This is a genomic window from Mesorhizobium sp. B2-6-4 (genome assembly GCF_006441495.1).
In the GTDB taxonomy this organism is placed as follows: domain Bacteria; phylum Pseudomonadota; class Alphaproteobacteria; order Rhizobiales; family Rhizobiaceae; genus Mesorhizobium.
The window spans coordinates 165228-179609 of record NZ_VFUE01000004.1 but is presented as its reverse complement, the minus strand read 5'-3'; the positions used below and the strand labels follow the sequence as shown (position 1 = coordinate 179609).

At 59.1% G+C, this 14382-nt stretch carries 22 protein-coding genes; 7 read left to right on the top strand and 15 right to left on the bottom strand.

Annotated features, from left to right (window positions below):
* Nucleotides 1-86: 86 nt before the first annotated feature.
* Nucleotides 87-905 carry a ferritin family protein gene (locus tag FJ426_RS07480; RefSeq protein WP_181176926.1) on the top strand — a complete coding sequence of 273 codons (819 nt, stop codon included), beginning with the start codon at nt 87-89 and terminating at the stop codon, nt 903-905.
* A gap of 143 nt (nt 906-1048) precedes the next feature.
* On the opposite strand, the gene FJ426_RS07475 is transcribed toward FJ426_RS07480, so the two are convergent.
* Nucleotides 1049-2254 carry an NnrS family protein gene (locus FJ426_RS07475; RefSeq protein WP_140825082.1) on the bottom strand — a complete coding sequence of 402 codons (1206 nt, stop codon included), beginning with the start codon at nt 2252-2254 and terminating at the stop codon, nt 1049-1051.
* Nucleotides 2255-2344: 90 nt separating this feature from the next.
* On the bottom strand, nt 2345-2788 hold the full coding sequence (locus tag FJ426_RS07470) for a pseudoazurin (RefSeq protein WP_140825081.1): 444 nt from the start codon (nt 2786-2788) through the stop codon (nt 2345-2347).
* A 227-nt stretch (nt 2789-3015) separates the two neighbouring features.
* Between FJ426_RS07470 and FJ426_RS07465 the strand changes: the two genes are divergently transcribed.
* On the top strand, nt 3016-3720 hold the full coding sequence (locus FJ426_RS07465) for a Crp/Fnr family transcriptional regulator (RefSeq protein ID WP_140825077.1): 705 nt from the start codon (nt 3016-3018) through the stop codon (nt 3718-3720).
* Here the strand turns inward: FJ426_RS07465 and FJ426_RS07460 are convergent.
* The 7 genes from FJ426_RS07460 to FJ426_RS07435 all read right to left on the bottom strand — a co-directional run bounded on the left by FJ426_RS07460 (nt 3717) and on the right by FJ426_RS07435 (nt 7700).
* On the bottom strand, nt 3717-3965 hold the full coding sequence (locus FJ426_RS07460) for a DUF1858 domain-containing protein (protein ID WP_246675505.1): 249 nt from the start codon (nt 3963-3965) through the stop codon (nt 3717-3719). The two genes, FJ426_RS07465 and FJ426_RS07460, sit on opposite strands and share 4 nt — an antisense overlap.
* Before the next feature lie 144 nt (nt 3966-4109).
* Nucleotides 4110-4595: a group III truncated hemoglobin gene (locus FJ426_RS07455; RefSeq protein WP_140825073.1), complete on the bottom strand. Its 486-nt coding sequence runs from the start codon at nt 4593-4595 to the stop codon at nt 4110-4112.
* On the bottom strand, nt 4592-4930 hold the full coding sequence (locus tag FJ426_RS07450) for a metal-sulfur cluster assembly factor (RefSeq protein ID WP_140825068.1): 339 nt from the start codon (nt 4928-4930) through the stop codon (nt 4592-4594). Before FJ426_RS07450 ends, FJ426_RS07455 begins: the two co-directional genes overlap by 4 nt.
* Complete coding sequence (locus tag FJ426_RS07445) at nt 4927-5463, bottom strand: DUF2249 domain-containing protein (protein WP_140825065.1); 537 nt, start codon at nt 5461-5463, stop codon at nt 4927-4929. The genes FJ426_RS07450 and FJ426_RS07445 overlap by 4 nt, the downstream gene beginning before the upstream one ends.
* Before the next feature lie 17 nt (nt 5464-5480).
* Entirely contained in the window at nt 5481-6833 is a 1353-nt protein-coding gene (locus tag FJ426_RS07440) for a hypothetical protein (protein WP_140825064.1), read from the bottom strand.
* A gap of 105 nt (nt 6834-6938) precedes the next feature.
* A complete protein-coding gene (locus FJ426_RS31275; RefSeq protein ID WP_181176932.1) occupies nt 6939-7106 on the bottom strand; it encodes a hypothetical protein in 168 nt (55 codons plus the stop codon).
* Nucleotides 7107-7169: 63 nt separating this feature from the next.
* Entirely contained in the window at nt 7170-7700 is a 531-nt protein-coding gene (locus tag FJ426_RS07435; protein ID WP_140825062.1) for a YcnI family protein, read from the bottom strand.
* A gap of 88 nt (nt 7701-7788) precedes the next feature.
* Here FJ426_RS07435 and FJ426_RS07430 point away from each other — a divergent pair, with 88 nt between their 5' ends.
* Nucleotides 7789-8214 (top strand): hypothetical protein, encoded by a 426-nt coding sequence (locus tag FJ426_RS07430; RefSeq protein WP_140825061.1) that lies wholly within the window; start codon nt 7789-7791, stop codon nt 8212-8214.
* On the top strand, nt 8201-8476 hold the full coding sequence (locus FJ426_RS07425; protein ID WP_140825059.1) for a DUF6522 family protein: 276 nt from the start codon (nt 8201-8203) through the stop codon (nt 8474-8476). The genes FJ426_RS07430 and FJ426_RS07425 overlap by 14 nt, the downstream gene beginning before the upstream one ends.
* Nucleotides 8477-8619: 143 nt before the next feature.
* On the opposite strand, the gene FJ426_RS07420 is transcribed toward FJ426_RS07425, so the two are convergent.
* The 4 genes from FJ426_RS07420 to FJ426_RS07405 all read right to left on the bottom strand — a co-directional run bounded on the left by FJ426_RS07420 (nt 8620) and on the right by FJ426_RS07405 (nt 9873).
* Nucleotides 8620-8793 carry an NnrS family protein gene (locus FJ426_RS07420; RefSeq protein ID WP_246675504.1) on the bottom strand — a complete coding sequence of 58 codons (174 nt, stop codon included), beginning with the start codon at nt 8791-8793 and terminating at the stop codon, nt 8620-8622.
* A gap of 103 nt (nt 8794-8896) precedes the next feature.
* Nucleotides 8897-9334: a pseudoazurin gene (locus tag FJ426_RS07415; protein WP_140825058.1), complete on the bottom strand. Its 438-nt coding sequence runs from the start codon at nt 9332-9334 to the stop codon at nt 8897-8899.
* A gap of 14 nt (nt 9335-9348) precedes the next feature.
* Entirely contained in the window at nt 9349-9615 is a 267-nt protein-coding gene (locus FJ426_RS32155; protein ID WP_348643698.1) for a hypothetical protein, read from the bottom strand.
* A 42-nt stretch (nt 9616-9657) separates the two neighbouring features.
* On the bottom strand, nt 9658-9873 hold the full coding sequence (locus FJ426_RS07405) for a DUF1858 domain-containing protein (RefSeq protein ID WP_140825057.1): 216 nt from the start codon (nt 9871-9873) through the stop codon (nt 9658-9660).
* A 148-nt stretch (nt 9874-10021) separates the two neighbouring features.
* Between FJ426_RS07405 and FJ426_RS07400 the strand changes: the two genes are divergently transcribed.
* Nucleotides 10022-10720 (top strand): CBS domain-containing protein, encoded by a 699-nt coding sequence (locus FJ426_RS07400; RefSeq protein WP_140825056.1) that lies wholly within the window; start codon nt 10022-10024, stop codon nt 10718-10720.
* A 57-nt stretch (nt 10721-10777) separates the two neighbouring features.
* On the opposite strand, the gene FJ426_RS07395 is transcribed toward FJ426_RS07400, so the two are convergent.
* Nucleotides 10778-11047 carry a DUF6455 family protein gene (locus FJ426_RS07395; protein WP_140825054.1) on the bottom strand — a complete coding sequence of 90 codons (270 nt, stop codon included), beginning with the start codon at nt 11045-11047 and terminating at the stop codon, nt 10778-10780.
* Between the two features lie 158 nt (nt 11048-11205).
* The gene (locus FJ426_RS07390; RefSeq protein ID WP_140825053.1) at nt 11206-12018 is read right to left on the bottom strand and encodes a universal stress protein; all 813 of its coding nucleotides are present in this window, start codon (nt 12016-12018) and stop codon (nt 11206-11208) included.
* Between the two features lie 188 nt (nt 12019-12206).
* Here FJ426_RS07390 and FJ426_RS07385 point away from each other — a divergent pair, with 188 nt between their 5' ends.
* Together FJ426_RS07385 and fixJ are read left to right on the top strand one after the other, a co-directional pair.
* Complete coding sequence (locus tag FJ426_RS07385; RefSeq protein ID WP_140825052.1) at nt 12207-13763, top strand: PAS domain S-box protein; 1557 nt, start codon at nt 12207-12209, stop codon at nt 13761-13763.
* On the top strand, nt 13750-14364 hold the full coding sequence (fixJ, locus tag FJ426_RS07380; RefSeq protein ID WP_140825051.1) for a response regulator FixJ: 615 nt from the start codon (nt 13750-13752) through the stop codon (nt 14362-14364). The genes FJ426_RS07385 and fixJ overlap by 14 nt, the downstream gene beginning before the upstream one ends.
* The last annotated feature ends 18 nt before the right edge of the window (nt 14365-14382 follow it).

Genomic DNA, 14382 nt, shown 5'->3' with positions numbered 1-14382 from the left:
GGCAGTCGGCCTAGTGTTGAAAAAACTGGCATAGGAGGAACGTCATGTCTCGTTTGGGAGCAGAGCCGGCGGCGCCGGTAAGATCGATGGCCGAACTTCTGGCAATCGCTTTCGCGATGGAGAAGGAAGCTGCTCAACGGTACGCAGAACTGGCGCAGCGAATGCGCGATAAGGGTCAGGCGAGATTGGCCGAGGTCTTCGAGCGCCTGGTCAAGGAGGAAACGGGCCATATCGAAAACGTCACTCGCTGGTCCCGACAATCCAGTAGCAATGATCCGGATCTGAGGCAGCTCCGATGGACACCGAAAGGTGTTTTCGATGACGAGAACACGGCCGTGGTCTCGCCGGAACTTGTGGACCCTTACCATTCGTTTGCGATGGCAGTGAGAAACGAAGAGCGCGCTTTTGCCTTTTGGTCCTATGTGGCTTCGAGCGCACCTTCAACCGAGATCCGATCCGCTGCCGAGCAGATGGCCAGGGAGGAACTGGAACATGCCCGTGTTCTGCGGATCGAACGCCGGCGTGCATTCTCTTCGCGTCGTGAGGCCAACGCGACATTTGCCAGCGCTGGCGATCTTGCAATGATGGAAGAACAGGTCGCGATCCGGCTGAAAGCATTTGCTGCGTTTCGCGGGGAACATGACAAGACCGCGCTTAGCGATCTGGCGGCAGAGGCGCGAGACCTTGCGCAACAACTCACTGCCAGTCCGCTCGGAACGAACACTTCAATCAGCGACCGATCGCCGGAATCCTTGGATGCTCTCTGCGAGCTGCTGGCCGAATCCTACCTCAACGCGGGGGAAAAACTTCCCCTCCAGGCCGACCGCGACCGAGCTCAAATCCTAGCAACGACTGCCATCAAGCGCTTGGCTACCTTGAGATATCTCGACGAACAGCCGATATGATTGTTGGCGCGATTAGTGTGTGGGTTCAACGCCGAAATTTTGCCCATTGCACTGCTCCAATGTGATGCGAAGTTCGGATTCGCCACACCAGCCGGGGCCGACGGCACTCCGTTTGCTGGATCGAAGCGGTCCTGATCCGCGCGTCAAGACGGCGCCTTGTTCGGCTGCCGCAGCCGTAATTTGGGCCGAACGAGCATGCCGCCGAAGAGAGCCGCGTAGCCGAGGAAGGCCGCCACCCACAACATCGCCGATATGTGGAGAAGCATTGCTTGCGCAGGTAGGAACGCGGCGCCGATGCGCATGACGGCCGCAAGCACGATCGCGACAAAGACCACGCGCGTGCCAATGTTCGCCTGCAATTCGCGCCCTGTGTGCCCAAGCGTGGCGCGGGTCATGACGGCGAGCGTCATGCATGCCACCGCTCCTACGCTGAACGCGTGAATGCCCGCCGCGGAAGGGACAGTCTCCGGCAGGACGACGGCAAGTCCGGCGAGCAGAAGACCGATCGGCACAAAGGCAAACGCGATGTGCAGGATCACCACCAGCGGATCACGAAACGTGCGATCACCCGCCCAGCGCACAAGCCGGATAGCGTTGAGAGCCGATCCGGCGATCAGCATTGCGCCTGTCGCGCTGCTTTCAGGAACGAAGGCCCAAGCCGCCAATGCGGCCGCGGACAGCGCGATCGTTGCTACGTCGAAATGGCTGAACGGGGCAGGCAGGCGGCCCTGATTTTCGCGAGCCAACCAATTGCGGGTGAAACTGGGAACAATGCGTCCGCCTATGGTCATGATGAGAACGACGGCAGCCCCGAGGCCGAGCCGGCGGCTGATATCCGAGACGCCCTGGTAGTGTGCTTCGACATGAAACATCACGTTGGCCGCCAGAAGCGCGGCGACCGGCAACAGCACCTTGAGGTTCCACCAGTTTCGGCCCGCGATGATTTCGGTCGCGGCGGCGGCCGCTACCGCCAGGAGAAAGGCGCAGTCGACTGCGGCTCCGACGAGCCAGCCGGTCTCCACCGAAAAGAACACCGCAACCCGCCCCGCAAGCCACAGCAGGACGAGCGCCAGCAGCGGCAGGCCTTGCACCGGCAGACGTCCGGTCCAATTCGGGATCGCGGTCAGCAGGAATCCCGTGACGATCGCCGCGAGATAGCCAAACAGCATCTCGTGGACATGCCAGTCTACGGGCAGGAAGGCGCTCCAGGTTTCGAGCCGGCCGTAAAACAACGGCAGCCAGAACAGGATCGCCCCTCCGGCATACAGCGAGCCAAGCAGGAAGAACGGCCGGAAACCGTAAGAGAGAACCGCCGGATATGCGCCCGGCCGTGTGCGTGGAATTGCCATGGGATGCATTTTCCAAAACGAGGAACCCCAGGCGGACTCATGTCCGTCCCGAGGATCCTGCCGGTTATCTGAATAATATATGCTATGCCTTCAATTGCCCGCTGGAACTTCAGCCAACAGGGTTTCGAACACTTTCTTCGCCTTTCCTGACTGTTTAACCGCGGCTGCCTTCGCCAGATTGACCGGCTTGCCGACCACGATCAGCGCCACCATGCCCATCCCGTAGTGGGGCGCGCACTTCACGCCGTAGACACCTTCCTTGTCGAGTGTAACGGTGATTTGTTCGCCCGGCTTGCCCTTGAAAGTCTTCGCGCCGTCCGGGATCATGCCGTTGATCGTCTCGGCATCGTGGCCCTTATCGGTTGGCACGAACGTGACAGTGTCACCAGGCGCTGCCTGGACAAAGTCAGGCTGGAAGACCATCACGCCTTTCTCGCCCTTGTTGAGCATCTGGACCTCATGGTCGGCGGCGTGCGCCGCTCCAGCCAACACCGACGCCGCGAGCGCGGCGGCGATTACGATTGCATTTTTCATGATCTTACCTTTCTGGTCAATTATGCTCGACGGCGTTTACCGCTTTGGCTTTTCTAAGCTGTGTCCGGCCTGAGAACTTTGCTGCAGCGCAAACAAAGTTGGGAAATGAGGAAAAAGGCCGCGGTGTGTGCCACTTGCCGCCCGTCGGTGGCCTATGACATTGTGTGGCTCGACAGATACGGAATGCCTTTCATGGTCACAGTAAAGTTTCGGAAGGGGCGCTGCAGTTGAGCCGCCTCGATCGCTCATTGATTGCCGGGCTATCTGCCTTTCAGGGTATGGCCCCCACGGATCTCGACTACATGATCGGTCAAGCCCGGTCGTTGCGGATTGCCAAAGACCAGCCCGTGTTCGAGCAGGAGCAGGAAGCGCAGTCTTTTTTCTTGCTGCTCGACGGACATGTCCGCGTCGTCAAAACAACGCCCGATGGCCAAGAGGTGACGGTACGATATATCAGCCCCGGCGAACTGCTGGGCATCGCCCACGCGATAGGCCGCACCACCTATCCAGCCAGCGCGATCGCCGCCGCCGACTGCGTTGTGCTTGCATGGCCGGGCCACCTTTGGCCAAAATTTGCGGAAGCTTTCCCCAATTTTGGTGCCAACACCTATAAGACCGTAGGCAGCAGGTTGCAGGACGCTCACACGCGCGTCGTCGAAATGTCCACCGAACAGGTGGATCAACGGGTCGCCCATGCGCTGCTTAAGCTGGTCAAGCAGACGGGCCGGAAGACCGATGAAGGAATAATGATCGACTTCCCGATCTCACGGCAGGACATTGCCGAGATGACAGGAACGACGCTGCACACGGTGAGCCGGCTGCTCTCATCTTGGGAGGAGAAGGGGCTCGTCAAAAGCGGGCGGGAGAAGGTGACCGTGGTTGAACCTCACCGCCTACTTGTGCTGGCTGAAGGGCGGACTGGGAAGAACTAATCCGCTCCGGTTCGCTCGATAGCGGCATCCAGATCGAAGCGAAGTGATTCCTCGCTAAGCCCGTGCTCCCGCGCAGCCTCGGAAATGGTGTGGAACGGAGCAATAGGGCAGCCTACGCAAAGCATGCCGTTCTGTAGAACGACGCGGATGGTTGCCGGCCACTCGCGCATGATTGCGTCCATCGTAACATCGTCACTGTATCGAGGTTTCATGCCTTTTGTCCGCGTTTGCAATGCGAACATCATGCTACCGTCTTACAAGATGATCGTTGCGTTGAAGCAAAGAGGAAGGCGGCTAGTCCCCGCAGCCTGCTGCAAGACGGACGGGGTGGAGAGCCTTGTCAGTCGCATGAAGGACCGATCTCCCAGATGGTCAAATCGGCATTGCGATCACTCCGAAGCTCTGTCTGAGCAAAGGCTTTCCTCGAGGATTGGTTTGACGTGAATGGTGTCTTCCCCGCGGTTGAAAGCGACTGCAAGACGGAAGCTGTGGGCAATGCGCAGCGCCCGGGACATGAACAGTGCCGCGGCTTCGGGCGGGCAAACGCGCTTCACGGTCGCTCGAAACAGCGTCAGCCAGCGCCGGAAATGCGCCTCGCCAAGGCCCGATATCGTCAGGTGCGGCGGCAGCGGCCGGCCCTCATAGCGGGAGGTCCGCAGCAGCGTTGCGGACCAGAAGTCGCACATCTTCGCCAAATGACGCGGCCATGCCTCAGGTGGGATCGCGGCGTTGAAGATCGGGCCCAGGAGGTGATCGCGACGGATTTCTTCGTAAAAGCCGTGGACGACCCGGTGGATCATCGTCTCATCAAGCGCGCTCGACAACGGCATGCCGTCGACGACGATCGTTGGCTTGTTTCGCTGCTTCCCGTTCATGCATTGCTTCCTGTTTCGACCAGGCCAAGACTGCGCTTGGCGTCGGCATTCATCATCTCGGGCGTCCACGGCGGTTCGTAGGTGAGCCGGATCTCGACGTCGTGGATTCCGTTCACGATCCAAGCCGCCGACTGTACGGCGTCCTTGAGATAGCCTGTGGCTGGACATGCACGTGTCGTGGTCGTCATTTGGATCTGCGCCGTCCCGTCATGTCCCACTGAAACCTGGTAGATCAGTCCGAGATCGACGACATTTTCTCCAAGCTCGGGATCAATGACCATGCGTAGCGCTTCGCGCACACCAGCCGCCAGTGTCTCGTCCTCTTCGTCGCTCATGACCGTGGTCCCCCCGGTCCACCAGAGCGGATAACGATGCGATAATGCCCTTCCGGTTCGAAGCCGCCGCGCCAGCGGTGGCCTCGCGCCTGTAGTTCCTCGAACAGGAACACCGGTTCGCGCGGCAGCAGCACGACTATCGTTCGGCCGGGCGCCAAGGATTCGACTCCTTCCAAGGCCTTGACCATCGGTTCCGGTGGCTCGAGGTCGCGGTTGTCGAGTTCCATGACTGGCTCAGGCCAGTCGTCTCCCCAGGCAGAGCGCGAGGACCGTTCGGTTTGTTCCGGCGCTGGCGGCACAGCATTGACGGGTGTGAAGATCACTTCCCAATCGCCGTTGCCTATCTCACGGGCCGAAGGCTCGAACCCCCTCGCACCAAGCACCTGGAACAGGGGAATCGGCTTGAAGGAAGCGAGCAAGCGCAGGCTTTGACCGGGGGCGAGCGCGGCCACGGCTTCCATGATAGCGCCGAAGGGCTCGCCGCCTTCGCTGAGGATCGGCCGAACGTCGAGGTCGTAATGCGGGGAATTCATTTGAATCTCCTTTGTATCTAACGCCAGGAAGGCAGGAAAAGACGCGGGCGCGAAGCTCCCTCGGGCAGGCGCAGGGCAGCTGCAACATTGACAAGGCGGCGCGCCAGAACGAGTTCCACGACGATTGCCGTGGTGGCAAACAACGTCACAGCCGTCGCCATCCGGAACAGGACCGCCACCTCGGCCAGAAGCGCGCCGGTTCCGGCCAGTACGCCGACGTAATAGAGTGCGAACCAGAACCTGTCGCGCGTTTCGACGACAAGATCCTGGACGCGGGGCGTCGGTTTCCTGCCCATCACCGGTCCGTAGCATTCGAGCCAGGTCAGGAACGGCACGATCTTGTAGAGTTGTGAAAGCCCCAGCCCCGTCAGCCAGCCGAAGGCGACGAGATAGACAATCGCGCCTACATGCTGCGCAAGCGTTCCGCTCGCCAACAGCGCGAGCAGAAGCAGGACCGAAAGATAGAGGGCCGCGAATGCACCGATCGCCGACCTGCTGTTCAGCTCGATCTTGCGCCGCTTGCGGTTGCGATAGAAGAACACGAGATCGATGCCGTAGAAGACGGTCGCACCGAGCCCCGTCAAGCCAGCAAGAACAGTAGGCAACATGATTGTCCCTGAAAGAACCTCCAGCGGCTCTGCCAGGACGATCAGTCCCAAGGCCATCGCCCCAGTCCACAGCGCCAAATGGCCTGTGGTGCGTTCATTGTCCGGGGAAAGCATGAACATCGGCAGCAAGCGGTAGCTGACACCGATTGCCGTGAAACCCAGCCAGCCACCTAGCCCGACCGTCACATGGATCGGAAGAGCCAGTGTTCGCAGGTCGAAATTAGCCCATCCTGGCGCCTGGCCTGAAAGCACAAATGCAAACGAAGCACCCAACGCGGCGGTGACCGCGATGCAGGCGAGTCCTCCGGCTACGAAACGTGCAGGTAGCGGCAGGCTGGATGGCCGGATGCTCCACAACGTCCGCCCGAGTACCCATACGATCAATGAGAAACCAGCCGGAAGAGAGAGGCCCGCCAACGCGAGAACGGGGATATTGACGTCGATCGCGCCTGAAAGCTGGAGGAAACCGGTGAGCAAGCAGAACAGCCCGATAAGCAAACAGATCAACGCCGGCAAAGCCAGGGACTCGTCGCGAAGGGGCTGCGCAACGAGCACTGGTACGAACTGGAGCAACGCTCCGCACATCAATAGGCTGAGCCAGCCGATCGTAATCATGTGGACGATCACAAGCGTTTCTGGAGCTTCCACGCCAACGGTCGGAAAACCGTAGCCGGCGATCATCAGCGCTTGTGCCGCGATCAAGAAGGCCAGCGCCACGGCAAAGTATGCCATAGTCCATCGAGAGAGGGCTGACCCGTTCATCGCCAGTCATCTATATGACGATATCTGCAAGTTTCGGACATACCAGAACTCATCGCAATCGCTGCAAGGGGATGTCGCCAAGAGACGGCGTTAAACTTCTTTTTTCTACACGAAGGCCATCACCACCACGCCACCCAGGACAATTAGGACGAGGCCAGCGATAAGCATGGGAAGCAAGGTATTGTCCGCTTTTGCGCCGCTTGCTGCTTCGATGGTGAACACAAGGCTTGGCCATTCCTCGATCACTTTTTCACTCTCCGAATCCATTTTCATTTTCGTCTCGCTTCTCTCAGTTCCGCGACCATTGAGGTTCCAGCAAAGCACATCCCATTTTGCTCAGTGGCCGATGGCCTTTCCCAGCAGCTTGATGCCGGGAGCGGGCAATTCGAGGTCATCGTCTGATTGCCCAACGGCGGGGATTTCTATCCAGCGCTGCACCTTGCCTTCTGCGCATTCCTGGACAATTGGGAAGTACATTGTTTTACCAACCTCGAGAACAGGGGTCAGATAGCTGCGGAAGATGAACTCGTCATATTCGTCATCGCCGAGATTTCCGCCACTCCAGACTATCTCTTTCACGCCTTCGCTGGCCGGCGCGCCGTAGTAGTCGTAGGACTTGGAATAGGCGGCCCTGATCTTTTCCAGCTTCCATCCGGCTTTCGGCTGCGGCTTGACTGCGATGACGCCTTCGGGGACCTGGACCCGCACCGTATTGGTGGGCGTGCCTTCGCAGCCATGTGGGACACGCAAAACCGCTTTGTAGGCGGACCCCACCGAGGCCTCTCCGTTTTCTAATGTGATATGGGCAAACGCCGTCCCGGTTGCCAGCACGCAAACCGCGCCCGCCGTGATTAATCTCTGCAACAATGGTTTCTCCTTTCAAGATGCCTACATGCCAACGGCAGGCGTGAGCGGACTTCACTTCGGGGTTTCGACCCCGTCTCAGGATGCTGGCTTGCCTGGCACCGCGAAGGCAGCAGTGCCAATCGCTTCTCTGAAGAGGGTCGCGATCATCTTCGATGGAGAGAAGCTACTGGATACGGAACGTCAGTTCTTTGCGCTCGCGCAAATTGAACCGCGATGCGTTCATTGGGCGGGCTGGTCACTGAACCCTCGGAGTATGAACCTCCAATGCCTGGAAATGGATTCTGCTTGCGTCAAAGCAAAGAACGATCCGAATGCAGCAGTAAGGTTGGGCCGCCGTGAAACGCGTGGTTCAGAAATCCGTGGCGATCCCGACGATGCAGAACTGGTGACCAAAGTCTCGCTTTACCGATGGAGCCGGATGGTGATCAGCTACTCGAATCAGAAGGCTTGCGACAACATGCGGGACAAAGGTCTGGCAGGGATTCCTTCTGGAGGTTTGAATGATTTCGGTTAGATGGGCGGATGGTGCGCCTGAGATCGATGCCGCAGTGGCCGCTCGGGCGATGAAGTTCGCTGTCGAATATTTCATGAGGCAGATGCAGCGCGGTAGCATTAAGGGGCGGGTCGAGCGTGGGATCGGTGAGGACGAGGGCAGATACCGCCTATCCTTGCGTTATCATGATCGGGAGTTGACGATGATTGTCGGTCCAGGCGGCGAGATCATCAGCCAGGAACTGATTATGGTGGCGCCGAAGTTTCGGTGGAAGCGGGCATGAACCCTGCGCAGCACAATTTGGGGCACTCGGCGAATGCATGAAATGGTCTGCCGGTTGGCGGCGCCGAAGCTAAAGTACCATGCCACCGCCCCTGTAATCGGCATGCCGAGAATGAACAGGTAGAGCGAAATAGGTTGCCGCAGCTAGCCGAACAGCATCTCGTGAATGTGCCCGTCGACGGCAACGAACGCACTGTGGGCATCGAGTTCGCCAGCATACATCGGCAGCCAAAGCAGAATGGAGAGCGCGGCATATAGCGACCCGAGGAAGAAGAAGGGCCTGAATCCGTAGGAAAGAAATGCGGGTCCCGTCCCCATGATTTGCGTCTCCAAATGAACAGGGCCGGATGAACCGCCGCCCTCGGTCCGTCCGGCCCTCGCCTGCCCTTCATGCGGCAGGCATGGCTGTATCGATTGCCGGTCAGTTGGCCGGAACCTGGGTGAACAGGTCGGCGAACACCGTCTTTGCCTTCCCGGGGTGCTTGACCGCTTTGGCGGCATCGAGATTGACCGGCTTTCCGACAACGATCAGGGCGACCATGCCCATGCCGTAGTGAGGCGCGCATTTGACGCCGTAAACGCCCTCCTTTGTCAGCGTAACGGTGATCTCCTCGCTGGGCTTTCCCTTGAAAGCCTCGGCGCCATCCGGAAGCATGCCCTTGATAGACTCGGCATCATGCGTCTTGTCAGTCGGCACGAACTTGACGGTGTCGCCGGGAGCTGCCTTGACGAAGGCCGGCTGGAAAACCATGGCGCCCTTTTCGCCCTTGTTGAGCATCTGCACCACATGCTCTTCGGCGCTTGCACCGCCGGCGAGCGCCACGAGGGAGACTGCGACGGCGAGGATAGAGAGTTTCATCAATTTGTCCTTTGTTACGTCTTCGCGGCACTGCGCCGTTCCATGCCATTTAGCCCGATGCGGCCGAGGACAATTTGCGCTGGCGCAAACTCAAGATAAGAAAGATCTCCCGCACGACTGATGCAGAACCCTAAGGCCGTGGGATTCCGCTTGGCTGCGCTGGACCGATCGCTGATTTCGCGACTACCGCCCTTCACACCGTCAGCCGGCTGCTCAGCAAGTGGGAAGACAATGGGATAATCGTCAGCGGACGCCAGAAAGTCACGGTCAAGGATGCGCATCGCCTTGTGGTTCTCGCGGAAAACCGGGACAAGCGCTGATCCTCACCGTTCTCCTCGAACAGCCGCTTCGAGTTCGACAAGAAAGTCGCCCTCGTTGATCCGATGTTCCCGGCACGCTTCAGCCACGGTATGGAATGTGCCGATCGGGCAGCCGACGCACAGCATCTTGTATCTCAGCACCACAGCCACCGTTGCCGGCCATTTCCTCATGATTTCGTCAACGACCATGTCGGGGTTGATCGAACTGGGTTGCTTCACGATGAAGTCTCCGCAATTTGCGAAGCCTCTTCATAAATCGCGTTCGGACCGCTCTCGTTGCGCTTTCGCAATCTGAAAATGATTCAGATCAAGACACGGCGCGCGTGACCTCGATAAGCAAAGGGATAAAGTGTCTGAGGAGGTTGGCATGCAAGCCAAAACCATGATGACCACGCCGGTCGTTGCAATAGATCCGTCTGCGACGATCGCCGATGCAGCCGGATTGATGCTCTCCAGCAAGATCAGCGGGCTTCCCGTCATTCGCAGCGACGGCGCGCTGGTGGGCATTACCAGCGAGGGTGATTTCCTGCGCCGCGGAGAGCTGGGCACTCAGCGCAAGCGCCCACGCTGGCTGGAGTTTCTTGTCAGCCCGGGAAGAGTTGCCGAAGAATATGTCCTGGCCAACGGACGGCGGGTCGAGGACGTGATGACCGACAGCGTTGTCACGGCATCCCCCAATGCATCGCTTGCCGAGGTCGTCGAGTTGATGACGCATCACCGCATCAAACGCGTCCCGATCGTCGACGGCGATAAAGTTGTCGGAATGATCGCCCGCTCCGATCTTCTTCGTGCGCTGCTCCACACGCGGCCGGTCTCGAGCCCGACGGCCATTGACGACGAACAGATACGCCAGAGCATCGTCGCGGAGCTTGCAGCGCAGAAGTGGGCTGGAAATGATCTGATCAATGTCAGTGTCGACAAAGGGAGCGTAAAACTGAGCGGCGCCATCTTCGACGAACGCGAGCGCCGGGCAGCCATCGTCGCGGCCGAAAACGTCGCCGGCGTCAAAGGCGTTGAGGACAATCTATTTTGCGCCGAGCCGTTGTCCGTCATCCTGGTCTCGTAGCCAAGGGCTACTACCACCATTTTCCCAAGGCGAACTGCGTGCGTAGCCGCTCGACGACTAACGCTGGCCGGCCGCATGCTGCAGCCGTGCGATCAGGTCGCGGTTGCGACAATAGTCTGGCGGAGCATCGGCTTGCTCGTGTTGATCGAGCCAAGTCGAGCATTCGTCCTGATGGCCGCAGGATCGGCAACGGTTGACCGCCCGATCGGTTACTGCTGCATGGTCCGGCACCACTTTCAACTCCCTGTCGACACCCCCCGTCCGCATCATGCGACCCATCAACGCTGCCCTGGCGTCGACTGAAATCAGGTAATCGAGGAAGCTCATCTTGGACACTCCTACCTTTGAGACTCATAGCCATGCAGACAGCCGATGACTTGATCTCGATCAACAGACGGAGCCGTTGCCACACCAAGGCGGCGAAGGGGGTAGATTGAAGTTCCTGAACCCACCGCCGCGCATTCGGCTGCTGGGACGTCGACCCATCAATACGACATGAAGCGGTTGATGCCGCTTTCCTCGATCAGCGAGCGCGTCACCCCGCCGAACGCCCATTCCCGCAGACGGCTGTGCCCATAGGCCCCCGAGACGATCAGGTCCGCATGGATCAACCGCGCAAATGTCAGCAACTTATCGCCGTCAGCCTCGCCGGCAATGAGTTCGGTTCGCGCCAATATGCCGTGATGTTCCAGAAAAACCGCGACATCGGCGAGACTGTCGCGAATGCTTTCGTCGCGATCGGTATCGATTGTGGCAACGACGACTTCGTTGGCCTTGGCCAGGAATGGCAATGCATCTGTTATCGCCCGTCGCGCTTCCCTGGTGTCCTTCCAGGCAACAAGAGCGGTTTTTGCCATGACATGTTCGACATTGCTCGCGGCAACCAGGACCGGCCGACCAGAACCGAGTACCAGGCTGCCGACATCCACTGCGCGAAAGACATTTTCCCCTGTTCCGCTGCCGGTAACGATAAGATCGGCCGCTCTGGCAGAAACACTGAGGAAACGGGTTGGGCTGCAGACGGCTTGCCCCCATTCGCTGAAGATCGAAGCCGGAACCAATCTCTCGAATTCGGCGCGCAGTTCGGCAAGCCGTTTTTCGATTTCCGTGCGCTGAACCTGCATGATCTCGCCTTCGTAGACCATGCCGTCGCCTGTCGCGACCAGTGGCGGGACATCCGCTGCCGCCAGACCGATAAGACGGGCTCCAAATCGCTCCGCAAGCTCGATCCCCAGCTTTACAATAGGTGCGGGAGGCGCATCGATGGCGAGGTTGACGATGATTGACTTATAAGACATTGCGGGCGCCTTTCACTGAACGATGGAATGCGTGATGAATTGCATTCGACAGCGTCCAATGCCTTGATGCGCATCAAAGGCCCGACAACTGCATCTGCGTTCGAAAACCTCGGCTCGATTCGTTTTGCGTGTGCAGCGAGAAGTGATAGTTAGCCCCGGTAGCACCGTCTCGAAGCTAGGAACTTCAGGTGATCAAAGACGAAGCGCTCAGTTTGTCACCCGGCGGGACGACACTGAAATCATTGTTGTCTCAAATGTTCGATCAGGCTCCAGGCTTTATAGCGCTGCTGCGCGAGCCAGGTCACATTTTCGAGCTGACCAATGCCGCCTACCAGCGATTGACTGGCCACAGGCAAGTGATTGGAAAGTCAGTGCGGGACGCCTTTCCCGAGCTCGAAGGGAATGAGTTTTTCGAACATCTGGACTATGTGTACACGACCGGCGAGCCCTACATTGGCCACGGGGTCAAGGTTGGCCTTCGCAACATAGCCGACGGCCCGGTCGAAGAGCGCATCCTCGATTTTGTCTACCAACCAGTCAAGGCTGACGATGGCCGTATCACCGCGATCTTCATTGAAGGTACTGATGTCAGCGAACTCTCCTTTGCAAACGCAGCACTTCGGCTGCGTGAGGACCATTTGCGGTCGATCCTCGCAACAGTGCCGGACGCGATGGTCGTCATCGACGAGCAGGGTGGGATTCAATCCTTCAGCACCGCTGCCGAAACCCTGTTCGGCTACCAGTCAGGCGAAGTCATCGGTCAAAACGTGAAAATGCTGATGCCCTCGCCCTACCGCGACGAGCATGACGCCTATTTGCTTCGCTACCTGACGACGGGAGAGCGCCGGATCATCGGGCTCGGCCGCACCGTGACCGGGGCACGCAAGGATGGCACGACTTTCCCGATGGAGCTTTCCGTTGGCGAGATGCATCCGGGGACCGGACGTTTCTTTACCGGCTTCTGCCGCGACTTGACCGAACGCCACCGGGCAGAAGCAAGAATCCAGGAGCAGCAGCAGGAGCTGCTGCACATGGCGCGGTTCACCGCACTCGGCGAGATGGCCTCGACGCTTGCTCATGAGATCAACCAGCCGCTTACCGCCATCACGAACTACCTCAAAGGCAGTCGTCGGCTGCTTGAGAAGAGCCGGGACGAGAATGCGCCCATGCTTCGCGATGCCGTGGAAAAGGCAGCTGAGCAGGCCTTGCGGGCAGGCGACGTCATCCGTCACCTGAGGGATTTTGTAGCCAGGGGCGAAAGCGAGCGCCAGGTCGAACGACTGCCAATGCTGATCGAGGAAGCCGCATCCCTAGCCTTGGTTGGTGCGAGAGAGATAAATCTCCTCGTCAGCTACAAGCTTGACCCAGTCGCCGAACTGGTCTTGACCGACCGCATCCAGATTCAGCAGGTTTTGCTCAACCTGATGCGCAATGCGGTGGAGGCTATGCAGGACTCGCCGCGCCGCGAATTGAAAGTCGCAACAATTGCCCGGGATGATGGGATGGCCGAAGTAAGCGTGATCGATACCGGCCCGGGTCTCGCTCCGGAAGTCTCGGCTCAACTCTTCCAGCCGTTTGTAACCACCAAGAAGCAAGGCATGGGTGTCGGTCTCTCCATTTGCCGCACCATCGTGGAATCGCACGGTGGTCACATATGGGCCGAGGCGATGCCGACTGGCGGGACCGCCTTCCGATTCACCTTGCGCATTGTGGAGCAGGAAGAGGTCACAAATGGCCGGCAGTGATCTGGTGCACGTGGTTGACGACGACATGGACGTGCGCAAGTCGCTCGGTTTTCTTCTGGCGACTGCAGATTTTGCAGTACGCCTGCACGAATCGGCCACAGCTTTTCTCTCGACGGCAAAGGGCGACCTCGACGGCTGCATCGTCACCGACGTGCGCATGCCGGGCATAGACGGCATCGAGTTCCTGCGCCAACTGAGATCCGGCGGGCATACAATTCCAGTTATTGTCATGACGGGCCATGCCGATGTGGCGCTCGCCGTTCAGGCAATGAAGGAAGGCGCTTCCGATTTCATTGAAAAGCCGTTCGATGACGAGATGCTCATCGACGCGATCCGCTCCACGTTGGCCAACCGCAACCAGGCGAATGCAACGCATCCACAATCCGCTGAAATCCACGGGCGCCTGGCTACACTTTCGGAGCGGGAGCGGCAGGTTCTGGACGGGCTCGTGTCGGGTTTGCCGAACAAGACGATCGCCTATGATCTGGGTATCAGTCCGCGCACCGTCGAGATTCATCGTGCCAATGTGATGAGCAAGATGGCCGCGGGCAGCCTGTCGCATCTCGTGCGCATGGCGTTGATCGTGGAATCCAAACCCTAGCAAGCGTCCCCGAGAGAC

What these genes read in the sequence shown, in the direction of transcription:
- FJ426_RS07480 (WP_181176926.1), top strand. Translation starts at nt 87, where the DNA reads ATGGCCGAACTTCTGGCAATCGCTTTCGCGATGGAGAAGGAAGCTGCT.
- FJ426_RS07475 (WP_140825082.1), bottom strand. Translation starts at nt 2,254, where the DNA reads ATGGCAATTCCACGCACACGGCCGGGCGCATATCCGGCGGTTCTCTCT.
- FJ426_RS07470 (WP_140825081.1), bottom strand. Translation starts at nt 2,788, where the DNA reads ATGAAAAATGCAATCGTAATCGCCGCCGCGCTCGCGGCGTCGGTGTTG.
- FJ426_RS07460 (WP_246675505.1), bottom strand. Translation starts at nt 3,965, where the DNA reads ATGATGTTCGCATTGCAAACGCGGACAAAAGGCATGAAACCTCGATAC.
- FJ426_RS07455 (WP_140825073.1), bottom strand. Translation starts at nt 4,595, where the DNA reads ATGAACGGGAAGCAGCGAAACAAGCCAACGATCGTCGTCGACGGCATG.
- FJ426_RS07450 (WP_140825068.1), bottom strand. Translation starts at nt 4,930, where the DNA reads ATGAGCGACGAAGAGGACGAGACACTGGCGGCTGGTGTGCGCGAAGCG.
- FJ426_RS07445 (WP_140825065.1), bottom strand. Translation starts at nt 5,463, where the DNA reads ATGAATTCCCCGCATTACGACCTCGACGTTCGGCCGATCCTCAGCGAA.
- FJ426_RS07440 (WP_140825064.1), bottom strand. Translation starts at nt 6,833, where the DNA reads ATGAACGGGTCAGCCCTCTCTCGATGGACTATGGCATACTTTGCCGTG.
- FJ426_RS31275 (WP_181176932.1), bottom strand. Translation starts at nt 7,106, where the DNA reads ATGAAAATGGATTCGGAGAGTGAAAAAGTGATCGAGGAATGGCCAAGC.
- FJ426_RS07425 (WP_140825059.1), top strand. Translation starts at nt 8,201, where the DNA reads ATGATTTCGGTTAGATGGGCGGATGGTGCGCCTGAGATCGATGCCGCA.
- FJ426_RS07420 (WP_246675504.1), bottom strand. Translation starts at nt 8,793, where the DNA reads ATGGGGACGGGACCCGCATTTCTTTCCTACGGATTCAGGCCCTTCTTC.
- FJ426_RS07415 (WP_140825058.1), bottom strand. Translation starts at nt 9,334, where the DNA reads ATGAAACTCTCTATCCTCGCCGTCGCAGTCTCCCTCGTGGCGCTCGCC.
- FJ426_RS32155 (WP_348643698.1), bottom strand. Translation starts at nt 9,615, where the DNA reads ATGCGCATCCTTGACCGTGACTTTCTGGCGTCCGCTGACGATTATCCC.
- FJ426_RS07400 (WP_140825056.1), top strand. Translation starts at nt 10,022, where the DNA reads ATGCAAGCCAAAACCATGATGACCACGCCGGTCGTTGCAATAGATCCG.
- FJ426_RS07395 (WP_140825054.1), bottom strand. Translation starts at nt 11,047, where the DNA reads ATGAGCTTCCTCGATTACCTGATTTCAGTCGACGCCAGGGCAGCGTTG.
- FJ426_RS07390 (WP_140825053.1), bottom strand. Translation starts at nt 12,018, where the DNA reads ATGTCTTATAAGTCAATCATCGTCAACCTCGCCATCGATGCGCCTCCC.
- fixJ (WP_140825051.1), top strand. Translation starts at nt 13,750, where the DNA reads ATGGCCGGCAGTGATCTGGTGCACGTGGTTGACGACGACATGGACGTG.